This window comes from Thermobifida cellulosilytica TB100, assembly GCF_001517975.1.
GTDB classification, from domain to species: Bacteria; Actinomycetota; Actinomycetes; order Streptosporangiales; family Streptosporangiaceae; genus Thermobifida; species Thermobifida cellulosilytica.
The window spans coordinates 29122-50944 of the sequence record NZ_KQ950188.1 but is presented as its reverse complement, the minus strand read 5'-3'; the positions used below and the strand labels follow the sequence as shown (position 1 = coordinate 50944).

The 21823-nt window shown below is 73.5% G+C and carries 17 protein-coding genes; 9 read left to right on the top strand and 8 right to left on the bottom strand.

Annotation, left to right across the window (positions count from 1 at the left end; all coding sequences use genetic code 11):
* The coding region (locus tag AC529_RS18420; RefSeq protein ID WP_198156485.1) for a universal stress protein at positions 1–584 on the top strand (584 nt) is incomplete at its 5' end.
* Positions 585–1274: 690 nt separating this feature from the next.
* On the opposite strand, the gene AC529_RS18415 is transcribed toward AC529_RS18420, so the two are convergent.
* The gene (locus AC529_RS18415) at positions 1275–3965 is read right to left on the bottom strand and encodes a cation-translocating P-type ATPase (RefSeq protein ID WP_068758615.1); all 2691 of its coding nucleotides are present in this window, start codon (positions 3963–3965) and stop codon (positions 1275–1277) included.
* A gap of 41 nt (positions 3966–4006) precedes the next feature.
* Positions 4007–4858: a universal stress protein gene (locus AC529_RS18410; RefSeq protein ID WP_068758614.1), complete on the bottom strand. Its 852-nt coding sequence runs from the start codon at positions 4856–4858 to the stop codon at positions 4007–4009.
* Between the two features lie 304 nt (positions 4859–5162).
* Between AC529_RS18410 and AC529_RS18405 the strand changes: the two genes are divergently transcribed.
* The 5 genes from AC529_RS18405 to AC529_RS18385 all read left to right on the top strand — a co-directional run bounded on the left by AC529_RS18405 (position 5163) and on the right by AC529_RS18385 (position 10275).
* Positions 5163–5879, top strand: a complete 717-nt coding sequence (locus AC529_RS18405; RefSeq protein WP_068758613.1) for a CBS domain-containing protein — start codon at positions 5163–5165, stop codon at positions 5877–5879.
* A 52-nt stretch (positions 5880–5931) separates the two neighbouring features.
* Positions 5932–6957 carry a zinc-dependent alcohol dehydrogenase family protein gene (locus AC529_RS18400; protein WP_394326459.1) on the top strand — a complete coding sequence of 342 codons (1026 nt, stop codon included), beginning with the start codon at positions 5932–5934 and terminating at the stop codon, positions 6955–6957.
* A 58-nt stretch (positions 6958–7015) separates the two neighbouring features.
* Entirely contained in the window at positions 7016–7792 is a 777-nt protein-coding gene (locus tag AC529_RS18395) for an HAD family hydrolase (protein WP_157080276.1), read from the top strand.
* A gap of 112 nt (positions 7793–7904) precedes the next feature.
* Positions 7905–8399, top strand: coding sequence for a universal stress protein (locus AC529_RS18390; RefSeq protein WP_068758611.1), 495 nt, complete (start codon positions 7905–7907; stop codon positions 8397–8399).
* A 157-nt stretch (positions 8400–8556) separates the two neighbouring features.
* Positions 8557–10275, top strand: a complete 1719-nt coding sequence (locus tag AC529_RS18385; RefSeq protein ID WP_068758610.1) for a sensor histidine kinase — start codon at positions 8557–8559, stop codon at positions 10273–10275.
* A gap of 39 nt (positions 10276–10314) precedes the next feature.
* Here the strand turns inward: AC529_RS18385 and AC529_RS18380 are convergent, their stop codons facing one another.
* From AC529_RS18380 to AC529_RS18355, 6 genes are all read right to left on the bottom strand, one after another.
* Positions 10315–11187, bottom strand: coding sequence for an FHA domain-containing protein (locus AC529_RS18380; RefSeq protein ID WP_068758609.1), 873 nt, complete (start codon positions 11185–11187; stop codon positions 10315–10317).
* 217 nt (positions 11188–11404) lie between these two features.
* Complete coding sequence (locus tag AC529_RS18375; protein WP_068758608.1) at positions 11405–13765, bottom strand: serine/threonine-protein kinase; 2361 nt, start codon at positions 13763–13765, stop codon at positions 11405–11407.
* Positions 13758–14327 (bottom strand): nucleotide exchange factor GrpE, encoded by a 570-nt coding sequence (locus tag AC529_RS18370; protein WP_068758607.1) that lies wholly within the window; start codon positions 14325–14327, stop codon positions 13758–13760. The genes AC529_RS18375 and AC529_RS18370 overlap by 8 nt, the downstream gene beginning before the upstream one ends.
* Entirely contained in the window at positions 14324–15874 is a 1551-nt protein-coding gene (locus AC529_RS18365; RefSeq protein WP_068758606.1) for an Hsp70 family protein, read from the bottom strand. The genes AC529_RS18370 and AC529_RS18365 overlap by 4 nt, the downstream gene beginning before the upstream one ends.
* A 41-nt stretch (positions 15875–15915) precedes the next feature.
* Complete coding sequence (locus AC529_RS18360; RefSeq protein WP_068758605.1) at positions 15916–17100, bottom strand: tetratricopeptide repeat protein; 1185 nt, start codon at positions 17098–17100, stop codon at positions 15916–15918.
* A 759-nt stretch (positions 17101–17859) separates the two neighbouring features.
* Positions 17860–18612 (bottom strand): phosphatase PAP2 family protein, encoded by a 753-nt coding sequence (locus AC529_RS18355; protein WP_068758604.1) that lies wholly within the window; start codon positions 18610–18612, stop codon positions 17860–17862.
* A gap of 663 nt (positions 18613–19275) precedes the next feature.
* Here AC529_RS18355 and AC529_RS18350 point away from each other — a divergent pair.
* From AC529_RS18350 to AC529_RS18340, 3 genes are all read left to right on the top strand, one after another.
* Positions 19276–19953 carry a GntR family transcriptional regulator gene (locus AC529_RS18350; RefSeq protein ID WP_068758603.1) on the top strand — a complete coding sequence of 226 codons (678 nt, stop codon included), beginning with the start codon at positions 19276–19278 and terminating at the stop codon, positions 19951–19953.
* A 274-nt stretch (positions 19954–20227) separates the two neighbouring features.
* On the top strand, positions 20228–21325 hold the full coding sequence (pdhA, locus tag AC529_RS18345) for a pyruvate dehydrogenase (acetyl-transferring) E1 component subunit alpha (RefSeq protein WP_068758602.1): 1098 nt from the start codon (positions 20228–20230) through the stop codon (positions 21323–21325).
* 19 nt (positions 21326–21344) lie between these two features.
* A partial coding sequence (locus AC529_RS18340; RefSeq protein ID WP_394326458.1) for an alpha-ketoacid dehydrogenase subunit beta occupies positions 21345–21823 on the top strand: 479 nt, incomplete at its 3' end.

The window sequence follows — 21823 nt, the reverse complement described above, 5'->3', positions numbered from 1 at the left end:
ACGCCTACCTGCTCGTCGCGGGCTCCCGGGGCCTGTCGGGGCTGCGCGCGGTGCTGCTCGGCTCGGTCGGCACCCAGCTCGCCGCGCTGGCGGACTGCCCGGTCGTCATCGTGCCCGACCGGGAGCTGGGCGCGTCGACCGGCCGCGTGGTCGTGGGCGTCGACGGCTCGCCGTCCGCGCTGGCCGCGGCGGAGCGCGCGTTCACGGAGGCCGACGCGCGCAGGGCGACCCTGCGCGCGGTGGCCGTGTCGAGCCGCTCCTCGCACGCGGTGTTCGCCGCGATGGAGGCCCCCGCGCCCTCGGACGACCCGGACCGCGCGGCGGCCCTCGCGGAGACCCGCCGCCGCCTCTCGGAGTCCCTGGCCGGGCTGCGCGAACACCACCCGGACGTGTACGTGGAGGAAGAGGTGCTCATCGGGCACCCCGCCGAGACGCTGATCGCCGAGTCCGAGTACGCCGACCTCGTGGTGGTCGGCTCCCGCGGCCGCGGCGGCTTCACCGGCCTGCTGCTCGGCTCGGTCAGCCAGACCCTGCTGACCCACGCGTACTGCCCGGTGATGGTGGTCCACGCGAAGAAGCACTGACGGGGCCGGGCGGCCGTCCCGGGGCGGGGGCGCGACCGGGAGGGTGGAGGGTGTGCAGCACGGCAGCAACACGTTCACCTGTTCCGCCTCCTGTGCCGAGGCAGTGCTGGGCCTCAGCAAGCCACACCACCGTGTGGGAGACATGCGGTCCATCCCGGGCCAAGGCGGCCTCGGCCCGGGAGGGATCCACCGGATACCCCAGCCACACCCGCGTTCAGCAAGAGGACGGACGGCCTCCCGACAGGCCCGCGTGCCTGTCGACGAGGACCCCACCGGTGGGCCCTCCGCCAACCAAGGAAGCCAGGAGGATCGTGGCCTCGGGGATGGCCCGCCCGCCAGCACGACGGGCGGGCCATCTTCCTCTTCGACGGAACCGGCCGGGGGCTACAGCGCCAGCGCGGCCCTGAGCCCGGCCGCGACCGAGGTCATCTGAACCGCGTCCTGGCCGGACCAGTCCTCACCGCTGCCCAGCTCGCCTCCTACGGCGTGCAGTTCCCCTCAAGCCCCAAAGACCGCAGGCCCCGCCGCAGCCTGGCTTCACCCCGACCGGGCCGCCGACCTCCGGTGCCGCTTCACCGCCATGGCCCCAGTGACAGAGCAAGCGTCTGTTCTGTCACTGGGGCCATGATCGTCGAGGGTGCCCCGCGCAGGCGGGCCCCAGCGCACGGTCCCCCGCCCCGCCGCCCCGGGTCACCGGGCCGGGGACAGCGCCCGGCGGACGGCCTTCTCGATCTCCACGACCACGAGGACGCCGGCCGCCACCGCCGCCAGCCGCCACCACGCGGCGGGATCCATGGGTTCCACCCGCAGCAGGACCTGGGTGGGCGGGAAGTACAGCGCCGCCACGTGCAGGGCGAACGCGCCGAGTGTCGCCACCGCCAGGAACGGGTTGTGCCGGGGCGGCATCCGCAGCAGCGAGCGGGTGGCCGAGCGGGCGTTGCCCGCCTGGAAGGCCATGAACACCACCATGGTCGTCAGCGCCACCGTCTGCGCGGCCGTCAGCGACCCGCTGCGCTCCCACTCCCACCAGAACATCGCGAGCGTGCCGGCCGCCATCACCGCGCCGGTCACCCCGATCCGCTGCCACAGCAGCGGGGAGAGGACTCCCTCCCCGGTCGGCCGCGGCGGCCTGCGCAGCAGGCCCGGTTCGGCGCGCTCGAACACCAGGGCGATGTCCTGTAGGCCGCTGGTCACCAGGTTCAGCCACAGCAGTTGGGCGGGCACCATGAGCAGCGGCCAGCCCAGCAGGGTCGACGCGGTCAGCGCCAGCACCATGGCCGCGCCGATGGACACCAGGAAGAACACGGCGCGCCGGATGTTGTCGAAGGTGACCCGGCCTTCCTCGACGGCGTGCACGATCGTGGTGAAGTCGTCGTCGGCGAGCACGATGTCGGCGGCCTCGCGGGCCACGTCGGTGCCACCGCGGCCCATGGCCACGCCCACCGACGCCGCCTTGAGGGCGGGCGCGTCGTTGACGCCGTCCCCGGTCACCGCGACCACCTCGCCGTTGGCCTCCAGGGCGCGCACCAGGCGCAGCTTGCCCTCGGGCGGGATGCGGGCGTACACGTCGACCTCCGCGACCGCGGCACGCAGTTGCGCGTCGTCCATGGCGGCGATCGCGTCGTGGGTGAGCACGGGCGCGTCCGGTTCGCAGATGCCGAGTTCCGCGGCGATCGCGCGGGCGGTGGTGGCGTGGTCGCCGGTGATCATGACGACGCGGATGCCCGCCGTGCGGCAGGCCCGCACCGACTCGCGGACGCCCTGCCGGGGCGGGTCCATGATGCCGACCAGGCCGAGCAGCACCAGGCCGGTGGGGTCGCGCGGGTCGATGCGCGCCGTCCCCGGCTCGTGGGGCCTGCTCATGGCCAGCGCGAGCAGCCGCAGCCCCTCCCCGGCCATCCGCTCCCCCGCCGCGTGCAGCTCGGCGGGGCGCAGCGGCTGGGTGCCGGACTCGGCCACCTGGGCGTCGCACATGGCCAGCACCCGCTCGGGGGCGCCCTTGACGAACAGCACCTCGCGTTCTCCCCACCGGCGGGCCGTGGCCGAGAAGCGGCGGGCGGGCTCGAAGTGCACTTGGGCGGTCTTCGGGAACATCACGTCGCGCGCCGCGTGCAGCAGTCCCGCGTCGTGGGCGGCGTCGAGCAGCGCCACCTCGGTGGGGTCGCCGTAGGCGCGGTCCAGGTAGGTGCCGTCCTCGGCGCGCGTCTCCGCCTCGTTGGTCAGCGCCCCGCACAGCAGGAGCAGGAGGTAGGGGTCGAGGCGTTCGGGGTCCGCGGCGGTGGCGCCGGGCCGGTAGGGGCGGACGGCCGCCGGGCCGAGTTCGCCGCGCACGGGGGTCCACAGCCGCCGCAGCACCATCCGGTTCTCGGTGAGCGTGCCGGTCTTGTCGGATCCGATGACGGTGGCGCTGCCCAGCGCCTCCACGGCGAGCATCCGCCGCACGACGGCGTTGCGCCGCGCCATGCGGGTCACTCCGACGGCGAGCGCCACGGTGAGCACGATCGGCAGGCCCTCGGGGACCGCGGCGACCGCGAGGGCCACCGCCACCAGCAGCAGTTCCACCGGGTCGCCGCCGCGCAGCAGGCCGATGGCCATGACCAGCAGGGCGGAGCCGACCGCGGCGGCCGCGATGACCCGCGACAGCCGCCCCATCCGCTCCTTGAGCGGGGTGGCGGTCTCCGGCTCTCCCTTGATCATTCCGGCGATCGCGCCGAGCTGGGTGGCGGTGCCCGTCGCGTACACGACGCCGGTGCCGCGTCCGCTGGCGACCAGGGTGCCCGAGTAGCCGACGCCGGGCCGGTCGCCGAGGCCCGCGTCGCCGTCCGCCGTCTCGGTGGTCTTGACGGCCGGTTCGGACTCGCCGGTCAGCAGCGACTCGTCGATCTCGAGGGCGTGCACCTCCACCAGGCGGATGTCGGCGGGGACGCGGCTGCCCGACTCGACGAGGACCACGTCGCCGGGGACCAGGTCGGCGCTGTCCACCTCCAGGCGGCGGCCGTCCCGGACGACCTGGGCGCGCGGCTGGCTCAGGTCGGCCAGGGCCCGCACCGCCCGGTCGGCCCGGCGTTCCTGGACGAACCCGATGACCGCGTTGACGAGCAGCGCCGCCGCGATGACCGCCGCGTCCAGCCACTCGCCGAGGAGGACGGTGAGGGCGAGGGCGAACAGCAGGATGGCGATGACGAGGCTGGCGAACTGCCGGAGGAACACCACGACCGCCGGGGGCGGCGGGTTGTCCTCCAGCACGTTGGGGCCGTGGCGCGCCAGGCGGCGGCGCGCCTCGTCGTCGGTCAGCCCGCCGGGGGAGGTCTCCAGGGCGGTGAACACCTCCCCCACCGGGACGGTGTGCCATTTCCGCTCCCGTACCGAGGTACCGGTCATCGGGTCTTCCCTCCGCGGCTGGGACGGTGGAGGGCCGCCGGTCACCGGACCGGGACCACCATGACCGGGCGGGTCGCGGTGTGCAGCAGGCCGTGGGCGACCCGGCCCAGCGCCAGCCGGGTGATGCCGCGGCTGCTGCGCGCGCCCACCACGACGAGGCGGGCGGTGGCTCCCGCTTCGCCGAGGGCGACCACCGGCGGGGCCTCCACCACGTCGCGGACGACGGTGACGTCCGGGTAGCGCTCCTCCCAGGGTTGCAGCGCCTCGGCGAGCTCCCGGGCCTGGACCGCCTCCACCGCCTCGGGTTCGTACAGCAGCGGCCGCATGCCGGGGGACGGCAGGATCGGCTCCGCCCAGGCGCGGACGGCGCGCAGCCGTTTGCCGCCCAGGGTGGCCGCCTCGAACGCCTCCGCCAGCACGTGGTCGGAGCGGCGGGTGCCGCTCACCCCCACCACGACCTCGGTGTCCTCCTCCGGGACCGGGCCGGGGACCACCACGGTCGGCACCGGGGCGTGCGCCGCCGCCCGGTAGGCGACGGAGCCGATGCGCAGGCCGGGGAAGCCGCCCCGGCCGCGCAGGCCGACCACCAGCATCGCGGCCTCGCGGGCCTGCCGCAGCAGCGCCGAGACCGGGGAGTCCACGATCACGGAGTCGGTGACCTCCAGTCCGGGGGCCGTCTCCAGGGCCCGGTCCCGGGCGGCGCGCACCACGGCGCGGGCGTCCTCGCGGATCGCGTCGGGGGGCCACCCGAACGCGGCCTCCGCCGGGGGCATCACGTAGGCGCTCACCAGGGCCAGCCGGTACTGGCGGCGGTGGGCCTCGCGGGCCGCCCAGGCGACCGCTTCCAGTGCCTCCGCCGATCCGTCGACTCCGACCAGGACCGTTCGTTCCATGCCGTCCTCCGAATTCCGCTGCTGCCCCGACCTTTCGCCGCCGCCGGTCCGTGCGCTCCCGGCGGCTGGTCCCGTCCGCCCACGTCAACGTCCTGCTGACGCGAATGCCCTGGTCCGGGGGTCCGGCCATTCGTGGGACGTAAGGCACTACCGAGAAAAGTGTGGTGAACCGCAGAGTGGTGGGCAGAGGGCGATGAGAACGGACTACCCGGCCCGGAGTGCGGCATGCGCCCGGACGACGACGGGACGGACCGCCCTCCGCCGAGTGGCCGGTCCGCGCGAGTCCAGGGGGGAAGCGAGCAGCATGGACAGCACTGTCGTCCGGGACGTCATGACGGTCGAACCGCCCTCTGCCACCGAGGACGCCAGTTTCCGGGACGTCGTCAGGACCATGGTGAACCACCGGGTGAGCGCGCTGCCAGTGGTCGATCGGGACGGCCGGGTCGTGGGGGTGGTGTCGGAGGAGGACCTGATCCACAAGGAGGAGTTCACCGGCGACGACGACTACTCGCCGCCGCTGCGCGCCCGCCTGCGCGCCCGGCTCAGCGGCACGGGCGCGGCCAGCAGCGCGGAGAAGGCCGGCGCCAACCGCGCCGACCAGTTGATGTCCCGTCCGGCGATCACCGTCCTCCCCGGCACCTCCGTCGCGCGGGCCGCCCGGATCATGGAGCGGCACGGGGTGAAGCAGCTTCCGGTTGTGGCCGAGGACAACCGTCTTGTCGGCATGGTCACCCGCCGCGACCTGCTCACGGTGTTCCTGCGCAACGACGAGGACCTGGCCCGGGAGGTCCACGCCGAGCTGGTGGCGGCCATCCGGCCGGTGAAGGGGGAGCCTCCCGCGCTCTCCGTCGACGACGGGGTGGTCACCCTGTGGGGGACCGTGGAGCGGCGCAGCCTGGCCCAGACCCTGGTGCGGCGGGTCAGCCACCTGGAGGGGGTGGTGGACGTCGTCAGCGACCTGGACTGGCGGATCGACGACGTCGTCCCCGAGTACGTGCACTGGCGCGGCGAGTCCTGGTGAGGCGTTGTCGCATGGCCCCGTTTCCGTACCCGGCTCAGGGGGGAGGTGAGCCGTGGAGAGCCCGGCCCGGGAGATGACCGCCTGGATCGTCGACCGTCCCGGCCCGATCGCCACGCGTCCGCTGCGCGCGGTGTCCCGTCCGGTGCCGCGGCCCGCGGGGCGGGAGGTGCTGGTCCGGGTGGAGGCGTGCGCGGTGTGCCGTACCGACCTGCACCTCGCCGAGGGCGACCTGCCGCCGAAGCGGCCGGGCACGGTCCCCGGCCACGAGGTGGTCGGGCGGGTGGTGGAGCGCGGCCCGCAGGCCCGCGAGGTGCCCGTGGGCGCCCGGGTGGGGGTCGCCTGGCTCCGCTCCACCTGCGGCGAGTGCCGGTACTGTCGGCGCGGCGCGGAGAACCTCTGCCCGAACTCCACCTACACCGGGTGGGACGCCGACGGCGGCTACGCCGAGTACCTGACCGCCGACGAGCGTTTCGTGCACCCGCTTGCCGAGGAGCTGTCCGCGCAGGCCGCGGCGCCGCTGCTGTGCGCCGGGATCATCGGCTACCGGGCGCTCAAGCGTGCTGACCTGCCCGCGGGCGGTGTGCTGGGGATCTACGGCTTCGGCGCGTCGGCGCACCTGGCCGCGCAGGTGGCCCTGGCCCGCGGGGCCACCGTGCACGTCATGACCCGCTCCGCGCAGGCCCGGGAGCTCGCTCTGGAGCTGGGCTGTGCCAGCGCCACCGACGCCTACGGCTCCCCGCCCGAGCCCTTGGACGCGGCGATCCTGTTCGCGCCGGTCGGCGACCTGGTGCCGACCGCGCTGCGCGCCCTCGACCGGGGCGGCACCCTGGCGGTCGCGGGCATCCACCTCACCGACATCCCCGCGTTGAACTACCAGCGGGACCTGTTCCAGGAGCGCACCCTGCGCAGTGTCACCGCGAACACGCGCGCCGACGCCCGCGAGTTCCTCGCGGTCGCCGCCGCGCACCCGCTGGCCGTGACCACCACTCCGTACCCGTTCGACCAGGCGGACCGGGCGCTGGCCGACCTCGCGGCCGACCGGGTGCACGGCGCCGCCGTGCTCGCCGTCCCCCCGTGACCGGGCGCCGTCTGCGAACCGTACTCGACCGAACGATCTGCAAGGGAGCGTGGTGGCGGTGACCGGCAGCATCCGGGGCGTCCTCCCCCTCGACCGGATCCGCGCGGTGGTCCTGGACCTGAACGGTGTGGTCACCGACACCGCGTCGGTGCACGCGGCGGCCTGGAAGCGGACCTTCGACGAGTTCCTGCTCGACCTGTCCCGGTCCGGGGGGCCGCGGTTCCGGCCGTTCGACCTGGCCCGGGACTACCGCAGGCATGTCGACGGCCGGCCGCGCGCCGAGGTGGTGCGGTCCTTCCTCTCCTCGCGCAGCCTGAGCCTGCCCGAGAGCGCGCCGCCCGACCGGCCCGGTGTCATCACCGTGTCCACGCTGGGCGACCGCAAGGACCGCTACTTCAGGGACTACGTGGGCCGCTACGGCGTCACCGCGTATCCGAGCACGGTGCGGCTGGTCCGCCGACTGCGGGAGCGGGGGGTGGGCACCGCGGTGGTCTCGGCGAGCCGCAACTGCGCTGCGGTGCTGCGGTCCGCGCAGGTCGCCGACCTGTTCGACGTACGCGTCGACGGGGTCGACGCGGCCCGGTCGGGCCTGCCCGCCAAGCCGGATCCCGCGCTGTTCCTGGAGGCGGCCCGCCGCCTGGGGGTCGCCCCCGGGGAGGCCGCGGTGGTGGAGGACTCGCCTGCCGGGGTCGAGGCGGGGCGGCGCGGCGGCTTCGCGCTGGTCGTGGGGGTGGACCGGGTCCGCGGGCGCGGGGGGCTGCGCGCGCGGGGAGCCCACGTGGTCGTGGCGGACCTGGCGGAGCTGGAGCTCAGCGGGGCCGAAGTGCCGCGGTGAGCCCCGCGGCGGCGGGAGCGGTCCGGGGATCCTGCCGGATGGTCCGCGGGAGTGTGCCCCGCGCGGCCGGTTGGGTAGTGGACCGGGAGATCCGCTGACAGGGGGCTTTTCGATGATTCCGACAGCACAGCACCACCGGATCGTCGTCGGCTTCGACGGCTCGGCCGTGTCGTTGGCTGCCCTGGAGTGGGCGGCCGGGGAGGCCCGTGCCCGGGACTGCGAGCTGTGGGTGGTGCACGTCCTCGACCGGGAGAAGGCCATCCGGCCCGGGTACGCGGGTGCTCCGCCGCCGCGGACCGACCGCCACTCCCGGATCGTGCGCCACCTGCACCGGGCGGTGCGGGAGGCGGAACGCGTCTGGCCGCGGATCGTCCCGTTCGTGGTCGGCGGCGACCTGGTGGCGCCCGCCCTGCTGCGTGCCGCCGCCGAGGCGGACCTGCTCGTGGTGGGCACCCCGGAGCACCGTTCGCTGGAGACTCCCACGCTCGGTTCGACCGCGGCGGCCTGCGTGCGCGAGGCCCGCTGCCCCGTCGTGATCGTGTCGCATCCGGCGCGGGCGGCGCGGCGGCGCGGTCCGCTCGCGCTCGTGCCCGCCGCACGGGCCTGAGCCGGGAGGCGGGGAGGGCCTCCCACCTGGAGACCGCGGGGTGATTCGCCCTTTTTCCTACCCCGCGGTCAGTATCGCGGTACCGTGCCTAGACTGGCCCCGAGGGGCGGAAAACCGTCCACCGCGACGGAGCGGACACGGCAGTTGAGGGCAGGCGATGGCCGACGACACCCCGAACGGCGCACACGACAGCATGTTCCTCCCGCAGATGCGCCTGGACGAGCTGCTCAGCGAACTCCAGGTACGGATCAACGCCGTCCTGCTCACCCGCGACCGAGTGCGCTCCCTGCTCGACGCGGTGGTCTCGATCGGCACCGGGCTGGACCTGGAGAGCACGCTGCGCCGCATCGTGTCCACCGCCATGGACCTGGTGGACGCCCGCTACGGGGCCATGGGGGTCATCGGCCCCGAGGGCCGTCTGGAGCGGTTCATCCCCCTCGGCATGGGTGACGAGGAGATCGCCGCCGTCGAGCACTGGCCGGAGGGGCGCGGCCTGCTGGGCCTGTTGACCAAGGAGCCGCAGGCGCTGCGTCTGGCGGACCTCTCCCAGCATCCCGAGTCCGCGGGCTTCCCCGAGGGGCATCCGCCGATGCGGAGCTTCCTCGGCGTGCCGATCCGGGTCCGCGAGGAGGTGTTCGGCAACCTCTACCTGACCGAGAAGGCCAACCGCACAGCCTTCGACGAGGAGGACGAGGCGATCGTCACCGCGCTGGCCACCGCGGCCGGGATCGCCATCGAGAACGCCCGCCTGTACGAGGAGACCCGCCGCCGCGAGACGTGGCTGGTCGCCTCCGACGAGATCACCACCCGCCTGCTGTCCGGCGCCGCGCCCCACGAGGTGCTGCACCTGGTCGCCGAGCGGGCGCGCAGCATGGCCGACGCCGACATCGTGGCCATCGCCACCCCGGACCGGGACGGCCAGGCGCTGGTGGTCCGGGTCGCCGACGGCCCCGACGCGTCCCGGATCCGCGGCCGGTCCACCGCGATGGAGGGGTCGCTGTCCGGCCGCGCCTTCCGCGGCGCCGACCCGGTCATCACCGATCTGAGCCGCGAGTCGGAGGAGCCCGCGCACCTGCTGGACGGGTTGGACATCGGCCCGGTCCTGCTGCTGCCGCTGGGCGCCCCGGACTCCCGCCGGGGTGTGCTGATCCTCGGCAACCGCATCGGCCGTCTCCCCTTCCCCGTGGAGACCGTGCACATGCTGCACGCCTTCGCCGGGCACGCGGCGGTCACCCTGGAGCTGGCCGAGGCGCGCCGCGACGCCGAGCGGCTCATCGTGCTGGAGGACCGCGACCGCATCGCCAAGGACCTGCACGACATCGTCATCCAGCGGCTGTTCGCGATCGCGATGTCGCTGATGAGCTCGGTCCGCCGGATCGAGGACGAGGGCGCGGCGCAGCGGGTGCGCCGGGCGGTCGACGACCTCGACGACACCATCCGGCAGATCCGCTCCACCATCTTCGCGTTGCAGCACAGCGCCGACAACGGGCGCACCTGGCTGCGCAACCAGATCCTCGACGTGGTCAACGCCGCCACCGAGTCGCTGGGCTTCTCGGCGGGGCTGCGCCTGGACGGTCCCATCGACAGCGCGGTGCCGGACTCGGTGGCCGAGCACGTGCTGGCCGTGCTGCGGGAGGCGCTGTCGAACATCGCGCGGCACGCCCACGCCTCCCGCGCCGACATCACCGTACACGTGGACTCGCAGGTGACCCTCACCGTGACCGACGACGGGGTGGGGCTGCCCGAGCAGGGCCGCCGCAGCGGCCTGCGCAACCTCGCCGAACGCGCCGAGGCGCTGGGCGGCTCCTTCGAGGCGCTGCGCCGCCCCGAGGGGGGCACCCAGTTGCGCTGGCAGGTGCCGCTGCCCGCGGACTGACCGGCGTTCCGCCCGGACCGGCGCGGCCGGGCGCGGGGCTCACCCGCCCGCGGCCCTCCTCGTCCTGCGCCGCCCCTCGTCGTCGCCCCACCACAACTGCTCCTGGTGGGCCAACCAGTCGGGGTCCTCGAGCAGTTCCAGGTGTTCGGGGCGGACGATCCCGAGGTCCACCAGGGCGGCTTCCAGGACCGGCTTGGTGATCCGGGTCCCCCTGGGAAGCTGGCCGGTGCCCTCGACCCGCTCCTTGAGGTACTTGAGGTGCTCCTGGATCTGCTGGGTGAAGCGTGCCTGCACGGCGTCGTCGCCGGACTCGATCGCGCGCACGAGGTGCCAGGCGTGGACCATCTTGAGGGCGCGCAGCGTGATCTCCTTGGCGGTGGGGTTGGTCCCGCCCTGCCCGGGGTTCTCCAGCCGGTCCCGGCACAGGGCCAGCGCGACGACGAAGTACTTGGTGTTCGGGGCGAGCCCGTCGGGCCCCACCGTGGACGGCTCCTCGACGGGCGACGGGCGGAGGGGGCGGTCGGCGCCGTCCCACCGGCCGGGCACGGTGATCCGGACGGTCTGGCCGCTGCGGTGCATGCCGGCGGAGCCCACCGCCGCCGTCCCGGAGCTGACGACGACCGAGGCGGTGGACATCCCCTCCCTGGCCTGCGCCAGGGTGCTGCTGTCCCCGGTGTCCGTGACGACCTTCAGGGAGTGGGTCCGGCTCAGGTTGACCACCCGCACGCCCGCGGACTCGACGATGATCTCTCCGGCGATCCGCGACAGGCTCCGCTCCTCGGGCAGGACCCGGATGTCGGCGGCGCGGCCCCGGCCGAACGTGACCCGCATGCCGGGGGTGAGCTCGCGTTCGGTCCCGTCCGGCGCGGTGACGGTGACGCGGGTGGGGGAGGAGTCCGCAACGTCGGTCATGGCCCGATTCTCCCAGAAGACGGCGTGTCGACGGGCGGAAACCGCTGCGGGACCGGTTCCCGTCCCGCTCCGGCCGCCGGGATCACCGGCCGTGCCCGGGGTCGGCCTGTCCGGTGCTGTGTGCCGGGCGGACCGGTGCCCGGCCGTCCGCCGCGGTCCGGGCAGGAGCGCGGCCGCCGACGCTCACGGCTCTTGCCATCGGGTCCCCCTTCCGCCCTCACCGGTCCCTCTCGGACAGGACGGCGCCGGAGTCACCCCGCCCCGGCCGCGGCCGCGCCGCCCGGTGCAGCGTCCACCACAGCCGGACCGCCGCGGCTCCCGCGCCTCCGGCGTAGAGGAGGCCGCCCCAGGCGACGGCGCTCCCCCACCACCCGCCCATCGAGGCCAGCAGGTCGTGCAGCGGGCCGGACTCCCACAGCCCGGGGAAGGGCACGGCGGGCAGGGCGAGCAGCGCCGCCGCGAGGCCTCCGGCCAGCCCGGCCCAGCGCAGCAGGTCCACCCGCAGGACCAGCAGCCCGGCCGCGCACGCCAGCAGCACCAGGACGAGGTCGGCGGCCCGCTCGGCGGCGGCCGTGCCGTACCCGCGCCCGACCAGGTCGGCGGTGGCGTGGACGTAGGGCCGACCCACGGTCCGGGCGACCATGCCGACGCCGAGCGCGAGCAGCGGCCAGGAGAGACAGGCCGTGGCGAAGGCCGCGACGCGCGGGAGCAGCCCGGCCGCGAGCTGCCGGGGGGAGGCGAACAGCCGGGCGGGGGCGCGGCCCCGGGGCTGTGCGGCCGCGCGGGTCCGGCCGCTTCCCGGGGGCGGGGGGAGCGGCCGCGTCGGCTCCGGTCCCGGAGCGTCCCGGCGGGGCCGGGTCGACGGGTAGAGGGCCAGGGCGACGGCGGCCGCGTCGCGCACGTCGTCGCTGTCGCCGTGGCGGACGTCGGCGCGCAGCCGCCGCATCCCCGTGTCGGGGCCGCCGGGCGGCTCCGGTTCGGGCAGCGGCTCCCCCAGCAGGTGCAGCACGGCCAGTTCGCGGGCGCGGCGGCGGTGCTCGGCGGTGGTGTGCCGTCCCAGTCGCGCCAGTCGGTCCAGTGCGGTCTGCGCCACCGCGGGCACCCGCGCGGCCAGCCGCCTCAGCCGCGGGTCGCCGCAGCGTCCCAGGGCCGCCGCCACCCCCCGGTCGAACACCTCGGCCAGCACGGCGCGGTCGGCTCCCCCGGGGCCCTCCCGCGCGATCCTGGCCAGTCCGTCGGCGTCGACCGCCACGCCCCGGTAGCGGGGCACGGAGGCGGGGCGGGCGACCGCGGCGAACACGGTGATCGCCCGCTGCGCGGCGCTCCTCCCGGTCGCGGCCGCCTCCAGCTCGCCGCGGACGGCCCCGTAGCCCTCCCGGCCGTCGAGCCAGCGCCTGAGCCGTGCCGCGCCGCCGCCGCGCAGCCACTCCTCGGCCTGGGTGTGCCGTTCGGCCAGGGCGGCGGCGAGCCGCCCCGGGTCGGTGAACGGCTCTCCCGCGAAGACCAGCGCGTCGCCGGAGCGGCCGTGCCGCCCCGGGCGCCGGTCCGGGGTCCTGGAGGGCGCGGGGGGCCCGTACCCGGCCGGTGCGGCTTCCTGCCCGGGGAGCTGCCATCTCTGGTCGAGCAGGCGGACGGTGGTGTCGCGGGTGCTGCCTTCCCCGCCCGCCGTGCCGGGCTCCTCCAGCCGGTCGATGAAGAAGCGGAGCAGTTGCGCGGCGGTGGGCCGGTCCCCGGGGTGCGGCGACAGCGCCCGCGCGACGACCTCCCGCAGCCCGTCGGGCAGTCGGCGCAGGTCGTACTCGCCGCGCCGGGCGCGCTCCAGCAGCGTCCACAGCCGCTCCCGCTGCCTTCGGCGCCGCTCCTCCGCGTCGGCCGGGGCGCGGTCCTCCGGCCGTTCGAAAGGGTTGCGCCCGGTGGCGGCGAACGCCATGACCGCGCCCCAGGCGAACACGTCGGCGGGCGGCCCGAGGACGCCGGACGCCTGCTCGGGGGCGATGTAGCCGGGGGTTCCGGCCAGGCCCTGGCTGCGGGCCGCCCCGGTGTCCAGGGCGCGGGCCAGGCCGAAGTCCAGCACCCTGGGGGAGCGGTCGTTGAGGATGATGTTGCCGGGCTTGAGGTCGAGGTGGACCACCCCGGCGCGGTGGATGGCCGCCAGGGCCTCGGCGGTGCCCAGCCCGAAGGCGAGCAACTGGTCGCCGCGGAGCGGCCGTTCCCCGGTGACGTACCGGTACAGGGTGGGTCCCGGCACGTACTCCATGGCCATCCACGGGCGGCGGCCGTAGCCCCTCTCGAAGATGCGGGGGGTGCAGGCGGCGTCCACCCGCTGGATGAGCGCGGTCTCCTCGAAGAACCGCACCCGGTCCGCCCGGCCGGCGTCGCCCGGGTGCGGGGCGTTCATGACCTTGACCGCGACCAGGGTGTCCGGCTCCCCGTCCCGCCGCGCCCCGTAGACCACCCCCATGCCTCCGGCGCCGATCCGCCCGAGCAGCGTGTACGGGCCGACGCTCCTGGGGTCGTCCGGCCGCAGCGGGCGCAGGTCGGCCCCGGCCTGCGGGGCGGCCGACGGCCGCTCAGCCAAGGGTCGGCTCCTCCGGTTCCGGGTGGCCCGCGACCACCCGGGCGGGGCGGAACACCCGGTCCCCGTAGCGGTAGCCGTTGCGCACCAGCGCGACGATGTGCGGCGGCGCGTCGGCGTGCTCGGGGACCGGGCCGTGCCGCTGCACCACCTCGTGCAGTTCCGGGTCGACCGGGCCGGAGGCGGGGATGAGGGTGACCCGGTGCTGCTGCAGGGCGGAGAGGAGTTCGGCGCGCACCGACTCGACGAACCGGACCTGCTCCCTGGCCTCGGGGGTGGGCGGGTCGGCGGCCATGCTCAGGTACCGGTCGAACCGGTCGAGGACCATGACCACCCGGTGGACGAGGGGGTGCAGGTACTCCCACGCCTGGCCCTGCTCGGCGGCGCGGGCCCGGTCGTGGAGGTGCTCGATGAGGCGGCGCTTGTCCCGGTCGTCGAGGATCTTGCGGTCGAACCGCTCGTTGAGCGCGCGCACCTGTTCGGCGAGTTCGGCCAGCCCGGGCAGCGGTTCGGCGCGGTCCGTGCTCTGCCCGGCGGCGGGCTCGGTCGGTCGGGGGGAGGTCATCGCACCTTCTTCCGGGCCAGTTGGACGGACATGGCCGAGACCTCGTCCCGGGAGAGGTTGAGGGCCCGCTCGATCTCGACCATTCCCAGGGACCTGTCGGCGACCAGGTCGAACACCTCGACCTGCACGATGCCGTCGATGTCGTAGGAGATGGTGATCCGCACCGGGGAGTTCTTGGGATAGGGCGGGATGCGGATGGGCACGCCCTGCTTGTTCTCGGTGATGACCTGGACGTACTCGGGGTCGGTGTCGTCGCCGAGCGTCACCTGGAGGTCGATCGTGGTCTGGTTGTCGCTCACCGTGTAGAAGGTCTGGGAGCTCTGCCCGGGGATCTTGCTCTGCGCGGGCAGGACCACGGTGTTGACGAGCCGTTTCTCGTCCTCGTCCAGGGTGAGCACGCCCAGGCCGTGCGCGGTGACGTCGCTGACCTCTCGGTCGCCGACCGCGGAGGAGCGCCCGGCGGTCCGCGCGTCGACGAGCTCGCCCTGGACGGCCGCGCCGAGCGCCACGGCCTCGTCCGGGTGCAGCTCCTCGCTGGGCCGGATCCCGGTGAGCTCGGTGAGCATCCGCCTGACCACGGGCATCCGGGTGGAGCCGCCGACCAGGAGCACCCGGTCGAGGTCGGCCATGGTGATCCCGGCCTTCTCCTCGGCGATCTCCATGACCTCCTCGACGAGGTCCGCGGTGCGCTGGAGCAGGTCCTCGGTGAGCTTCTCGAAGTTCTCCCGGGTGACGGTGAAGTCCATGGGGCCCTGGGAGGTGTCGATGAAGATCTCGGCCTCCCCGACGCTGCTCAGGGTGTGCTTGGCGGTCTCGCACTGCTCCCGCAGGATGCCCAGGACGCGCGGGTCGCCCTCGTAGAGGTCCTCCGCGCCGGCCGCCTCGACCTGGTTGTTCACCCAGTTCATGAGGCGCTCGTCGAAGTTGACGCCGCCCAGTTCGCGGTCCCCGGCGGTGGCGACGACGTCGAAGGAGCCGTCGGTGATCCTCAGGACGGTGACGTCGAAGGTGCCGCCGCCCAGGTCGTAGACGAGGACGTTGCCCGCCTCGGCCTCCCGCAGCCCGTAGGCGAGGGCGGCGGCGGTGGGCTCGCTGATGATGTTGACGACCTCCAGGCCCGCGATCTCGCCCGCGTCGCGGGTGGCCTGGCGGCGCGGGTCGTCGAAGTAGGCGGGGACGGTGATGACCGCGCGGGTCGCCTCGACGCCGAGGGCGCGGGAGGCGTCCTCGCGCAGCTTCTTGAGGACGAAGGCGGAGACCTGCTCGGGGGTGTACTCCTCCCCGGCGGCGGTGACGTGCCGCCAGGCGGGGTCGGCCATGTGCCGCTTCACGTTCTCCACGACGTCGGCCCCGCCCAGGCCGCGCTGCTGCTTGGCGGGGGCGCCCACGAGGACCGTGGAGCCGCGGAAGAACACGACGGAGGGGGTGGTGTTGCTGCCCTGGGAGTTGCGCACCACCTCGGGGCGGCCCGTGGCGTCGAGGACCGCGACGACGGAGTTGGTGGTGCCCAGGTCGATGCCGAGGACGGGGGAGTCGCTGTTGCTCATCGGTCGCCTTTCGGGAGAGGAGGGGTGGCCGGGCTGGTCGGCTAGCGGGAGAGGCCGCCCGTGTACCTGCTCGCGCGCCGGTTCTGCTTCCAGCGCGGCACCACCAGGGAGGACCACCAGCCCCAGCAGAGCAGCGCGGTGACGAGCAGCAGGACGAAGCCCATGTCGAAGACACCGTCGGAGAAGGCCGTCACCGTGGCCACGGCGGTGAGGGCCGGGCTGAGGAAGAGCAGCACGAGGAAGGAGACGACCAGGCACCCCGCCGGGCCTTCGGCGACCGGGATCCTGAAGAGTGCGCGGAAGTCGAAGACCTTCTGCTCCTGCTGCGCGACGTACTCCCGCGTCTCGTCGATGACGGCGCTCAGCTCGGGGTCGTCGACGACGAGGGAGGCGGCGCGGTCCAGCAGGGGGCGCATCTCGGCGATCTCCTGCTTGGCGGTGATGGCGTAGACGGTCTCGGTGCGGTCCGCGGGGATCGCCTGCGCCCTGTCGTGCAGGGCGGCGGCGAGCATGTTCCGCGTGTCCCGGTCGTCGGGGTGCTCGCGGTGCACCTGCTCCAGCAGGGCGACGGCCTCCTGGTACCGTCCGCCGCTCAGGTGGAGGTCGGCGATGAGCAGCCGCGGGCCGAGGTCCTCGGGGGCGAGCTCGGCGGCCTGCTCGAAGGCCGCGACCGCGCTGTCCGGCTCGTCCAGAGCCTGGTGGATGATGCCCAGGTCGATGTGGTACATCGGGTTGCCCGGTTCCATGTTGACCGCCTCCTGGGCGGCCACCACCGCGCGCTGGTGGTCGTCCTGTCCCGCGTAGGCGCGGGCCCGCAGGTTCCAGGCCCGCGGCGAGGCGGCGGTGCGGGCGGCCTCCTCCGCGAAGAACGCGGCCGTGCGGTAGTCGTTGATCGCCAGGGCCCGTTCGGCGCGCTCCAGCAGGGTGCCGACGTCGCCCGTGGCGGTGCCCGCAGCCGTCGGCCGGCGCTGCGCCCGGGCGGCCCGGGTGCGGTCGTAGGCGGCCCGCTTCCCGTCGTCGAGGAGGACCCCGCGGGCCTCGGCGAGCAGCGCCATGCGCTGCTCGGCCTCCTGGCGCCGCCCCAGTTCGGGCAGCGCGGTGCGGGGGCGCCACTTGCGCTGCTCCTCCTTGATGCGCTTCTCCAGCACCGCCCGGTCCGCGTCCGGGTCGACTCCGAGCAGGGCGTAGTAGTCGGTGAAGGATCCGTCGCCTGTGGGAAGGGACATGGTCTCCTCCTGGGGTGCGGGTGGAACGCCTGGTGGCACCAGTGCGCTCTCGGACGGGTCGGCCGCCGCGCGGCGGTACGGCCCCCGTGGCCTGCGGCCCGCGCGCCGGAGGACCCGTACGCGCCGATCCCGCCGTCGTGTCCGGTGCAGGGCAATCCCCTTTTCTGGGGTTTTCGGAGCGTCTCCAAACGGAAGCGGAATGCCATCGGTTTCGTGCGGTCATGGTCGCCGTTCTTCTCCTGCGGTTTCGGGGAGGCGGTTCTCCCGTCCTCCGCTCTCCCCTTTTTTGGGGAATTCCTCTCCCGGTCTTCGGCGACCGGGTCGTTGTGGAACTGCTGGTGCGGACCTCTCCTCAGCGGGGATGGCGTCCGTGGTGGTCAGCCCGCCACCGACGCGGGTCCGCTCGCTCCGGAGACCTTTTCGGGAAAACCCGGCCCCTTCTCCTCAGCGCATCCCTGCGGACCTGGGAGAAGGAGAACAGGAAAAGGGAGAGAAGGAATATCCCCGCTTTTGGGGGAACAGCGGGGACACGCCGCTGTCCTGCGCTCTTCGCAATCCCTTTCCCCATTTGTGGGGAACACCGGGGAAAGGATTTCCGCAATTGCTGTCCGCCCGCCGCCGCGGTGCGGGGAATTCTCTGTCCCGTCAATCCCTTTTTCTTGGGGTCCGGGGCGCGGGAGGGGCGGAGGGGCGGAGACGGCGGTGCCCCCGGCGGCGCGGTCCGCGCCGCCGGGGGCACCGGGGGTCAGGAGGGCCGGCTCAGAGCCGTCGGGAGGGGAACAGCGGCCAGGAGCCGCCGCGGAAGGGCCACCAGTTCGCGGTGCGCCCCTCGGGGATCATCTCGTCCAGTTTCATGGTCAGCCGCAGCGCGAAGGCGCCCGCGATCATGCCGGTCGCCAGGTCGCTGAACCAGTGGAAGTGCAGGTAGATCGAGACCACGGCCTGGAGGAAGGCGATGCCCGCGATGCAGTAGGCCAGGCGCGGCACGATGTGCGGCCGCACCGCCTGGTAGCGCACGATGAGGAAGAGCACGAGGCCGTAGATGAGGATGGCGTTCGCGCCGTGTCCGGAGGGGAACGAGACGCCGCCGTCGGTGAAGAACGAGGGGTCGTTGGTGCGCGGATGCGAGCGTCCCAGGATCAGTTTCATGCTCGCCACCAGGCAGATCATGCCGAAGACGCCGCCTGTGGCGAGCACCACAGGACGCCAGGACCGGTGCCAGTACGCCAGGTGCAGGGCGACGACCGCCAGAACGGGCAGGGCCACGGCTCGCGAAGCGACCGTGTCTGGCCATAAGATGAGAAACGTCCTTATCTGGTCCTCAAACGGACGCGGCAGCGTGTTGATCATGACGTCGATCGGCTGCAGTGCGCCTGCGGACAGGACAGTCAGCGTGACCAGGACCACTATCAGCAGGATCGCGATCTTGTCCGATGCCAGTCCCCAGGCGATCTCGCTCGCACTGGGCCATGTCACGACGTCGGACCGCCTCGGTTCGGCCGGGCGGGTCATGGTGCCTCCCACTCGGGGGCCGTGGTCGACGCCGTCATGTCGCTTACGGGCAGAGAAGGGACTCCCGGCTGGATAGCGCGGTCTCGGCCGGATCCGCGATGTGTGCATCATGTGCTCAGTGCTGTCTCACGGGTGTGGGCTGGCCTGCGGCACGGTTGTGCAAGGGGATGGCTGGCCGCTGAAGGTCCTCGGGGTCGCAGGGATGCGCACACGTCCTTCAACCGCGTGCGCATGGACCGGTCAGGGGGGACCGGCCTCTTGGCGGACGGTGTCCTGACCGCGCCCGCTACCGGCGGCGGATGCGGGGGTGCAGAGCCGCCGACGACACGCGGACACGGCCGCCCCGCAACGGTAACCCGCACGGACGCGGCCGGTGATCAGAACATGTCCGACAGATGAGCATACCCGGCGGCTCTGTCAAGAGGCTCTGACACCTCTTGGTTACGATCGGTCCCACCTCGGGTTATCCCCTGGAGCAGGGTGGCGTGGGGGGCTGCGTTCACGTGGGCGAGACCCAGGTGTGAGCGTTTTGTGAGGCAAAGGCGCCGTGGCGCGTGCATTCGGTGGACCGCGGGGGATCGTGAGGGGTGACCGAAATCCGGTATGGCACGCTTGATCAGCCCGCCCGGCCGTCGCCCACCCACAAGCAGAAAGAGGCCGTCGATGGTCGAACTTTCCCAGAAACCGGGGGACGCCTCCCGTCTGGCTCGCAATCCGCTGCGCGAGCAGATCCGGCGCGTCCTGGTCGACGGTCTGCTGTCGGGCCGGTGGAAACCGGGGGAGCGGATCGTGGAGCGGCGGGTGGCCGCCGAGCTCAACGTCAGCCAGGCCCCGGTCCGCGAGGCGCTGCGCGAACTGGAGGCGCTGCGGCTGATCGAGTCGGTGCCCAACAAGGGCGCGCGGGTCCGTGACTTCGGCGTCGCGGACATGGCCGAGATCTACCCGGTGCGCGCCGGGCTGGAACTGGTGGCGGCGCGCCTGGCCGCACCCCGCCTGGCCGAGGACATCCGGCCGCTGGAGCGCGAGGTGGAGGCGCTGCGCCGGGCCACCGCCGCCGGGGACGTGGACGGTGAGATCAAGCACAGCGTCGAGTTCCACCGCGAGATCGTGCGCGCCGCCCGCAACAGCGTGCTGCTGCACACCTGGGAGTCGCTGGGCGTGGAGGTGTGGACGGCGCTGTCGGTGCGCTGGCTCAACATGGAGCTGCACGCCAAGGCGGCCGACCACCGAGCGATCACCGAGGCGTTCCGCAACCGCGACCCGCACGTCGGGCAGATGCTCAGCGACCACGTGCTCAACTACGTGCAGGCGGCGCTGCGTTCGCACGACTCCGCCCAGTGAGCGGCCTCCTCCCGGAAGTTTGTCCGCAATCTGCGAAAACAGCCGATCGCCCGTAAAGTCGTATTGATCGATCATCGATCAGTACATAGAGTGGGCGCGACGTATGTCACACCAGCCACAGACCCCGAAGGACGGAGAACCAGCCACCTCGGCGCACCACTGTTGAGCCCGGTGGGTAGCGCACCTGTCGTACCGTGCTCCGTCCGCGGTACGGCCCGACCCGTGGAGGTCATCCACCCGACGCGGGTCCTTTCGCACACAGAAAGGCATCGACATGGCTGACACGGCCAAGCCGAAGGCGACCGGCAAGACCGGTTCCCGCCGCCGCGCGGCCCGTAACAACGCCGGTCCCGACCTCAGCGGCGAGCAACCCAAGGTCCTCCTCGACTACTACCGGCAGATGCTGTTCATCCGCCGCTTCGAGGAGCGCACCGCACAGGCGTACACGCAGGCGCGCATCGGTGGCTACTGCCACCTCAACCTCGGCGAGGAAGCCACCGTCGTCGGTCTCATGACCGCGTTGCAGGAACGCGACTACCTGTTCACCAACTACCGCGAGCACGGCTACGCCATCGCCAAGGGCATCCACCCGCGCCGGGTGATGGCCGAGCTGTACGGCCGCTCCACCGGCGTGTCCAAGGGCTGGGGCGGCTCCATGCACATGTTCGACACCGAGTCCCGCCTGCTGGGCGGCTACGGCATCGTCGGCGGCCAACTGCCGCTGGCCGTGGGCGCGGCCCTGGCCATCACCTACCGGGGCGGCGACGAGATCGTCATGTGCCAGATGGGCGACGGCACCACCAACATCGGCGCGTTCCACGAGTCGCTGAACATCGCCAGCCTGTGGAACCTGCCCGTGGTCTTCGTGGTGATCAACAACTTCACCGGCATGGGCACCACGGTCGAGAAGTCCTCGGCCGAGCCGGAGCTGTACAAGCGCGGCTCCGCCTACCGCATCGAGGGCGTGCGCGTCGACGGACGGGACGTGCTCGCCGTCCGCGACGCCGCCACCACGCTGGTGGAGCGCGCCCGCAGCGAGCAGCGGCCGTTCCTGCTGGAGGCGTTCAGCTACCGGATGAAGGGCCACTCCGTGGTGGACCCGGCCAAGTACCGCACCAAGGAGCAGGCCGAGGAGGCGCTCGCCAACGACCCGGTGGCCGCCTTCGAGGCGCGCCTGACCGAGGCGGGCATCCTCACCGAGGAGATCAAGCAGGAGATCGCCGAATCGGTCAAGGCCGAGGTCGCCGACGCGGCCGACTTCGCGGAGAACAGCCCGCACCCCGACGTGTCCACGCTGTTCGACTACACCTACGCCACCCCGGTGGCCAACGAGTCGCGCCGGATGCCCGCCGACCCGGTGTTCGCCGAGTAGACAAGGAGCGACTCTCCCCATGCCCGTCATCACCTACCGCCAGGCCCTGCGCGACACCCTGCGTGCCGAGATGCACCGCGACGAGAACGTCTTCCTCATGGGTGAGGAGATCGGTGTCTTCGAGGGCTCCTACAAGATCACCGAAGGCCTGCTCAAGGAGTTCGGGGAGCGGCGCGTACGCGACACCCCGATCGCCGAGGAGGGGTTCGTCGGCGCGGCCGTGGGCGCCGCCATGCTCGGCCTGCGCCCGGTCGTCGAAGTCATGACGATCAACTTCTCCCTGCTCGCGCTGGACCAGATCGTCAACCACGCCGCGAAGATCTACGGCATGTTCGGCGGCCAGAACAGCGTGCCGATGGTGATCCGCACCCCGGGCGGCGGCGGCCAGCAGCTCGGCGCCACCCACTCGCAGAACATCGAGCTGTACTACGCGTTCGTGCCGGGCCTGAAGGTCGTGGCGCCCAGCACGCCCGCCGACGCCGCGGCGCTGCTGCGCGC

Bases quoted from the DNA above. Each gene is read 5' to 3' on its own strand.
- AC529_RS18405 (WP_068758613.1), top strand. From the start codon at position 5,163: ATGGACAGCACTGTCGTCCGGGACGTCATGACGGTCGAACCGCCCTCT.
- AC529_RS18385 (WP_068758610.1), top strand. From the start codon at position 8,557: ATGGCCGACGACACCCCGAACGGCGCACACGACAGCATGTTCCTCCCG.
- AC529_RS18350 (WP_068758603.1), top strand. From the start codon at position 19,276: ATGGTCGAACTTTCCCAGAAACCGGGGGACGCCTCCCGTCTGGCTCGC.
- AC529_RS18360 (WP_068758605.1), bottom strand. From the start codon at position 17,100: ATGTCCCTTCCCACAGGCGACGGATCCTTCACCGACTACTACGCCCTG.
- AC529_RS18410 (WP_068758614.1), bottom strand. From the start codon at position 4,858: ATGGAACGAACGGTCCTGGTCGGAGTCGACGGATCGGCGGAGGCACTG.
- pdhA (WP_068758602.1), top strand. From the start codon at position 20,228: ATGGCTGACACGGCCAAGCCGAAGGCGACCGGCAAGACCGGTTCCCGC.
- AC529_RS18370 (WP_068758607.1), bottom strand. From the start codon at position 14,327: ATGACCTCCCCCCGACCGACCGAGCCCGCCGCCGGGCAGAGCACGGAC.
- AC529_RS18390 (WP_068758611.1), top strand. From the start codon at position 7,905: ATGATTCCGACAGCACAGCACCACCGGATCGTCGTCGGCTTCGACGGC.
- AC529_RS18380 (WP_068758609.1), bottom strand. From the start codon at position 11,187: ATGACCGACGTTGCGGACTCCTCCCCCACCCGCGTCACCGTCACCGCG.
- AC529_RS18415 (WP_068758615.1), bottom strand. From the start codon at position 3,965: ATGACCGGTACCTCGGTACGGGAGCGGAAATGGCACACCGTCCCGGTG.
- AC529_RS18365 (WP_068758606.1), bottom strand. From the start codon at position 15,874: ATGAGCAACAGCGACTCCCCCGTCCTCGGCATCGACCTGGGCACCACC.
- AC529_RS18355 (WP_068758604.1), bottom strand. From the start codon at position 18,612: ATGACCCGCCCGGCCGAACCGAGGCGGTCCGACGTCGTGACATGGCCC.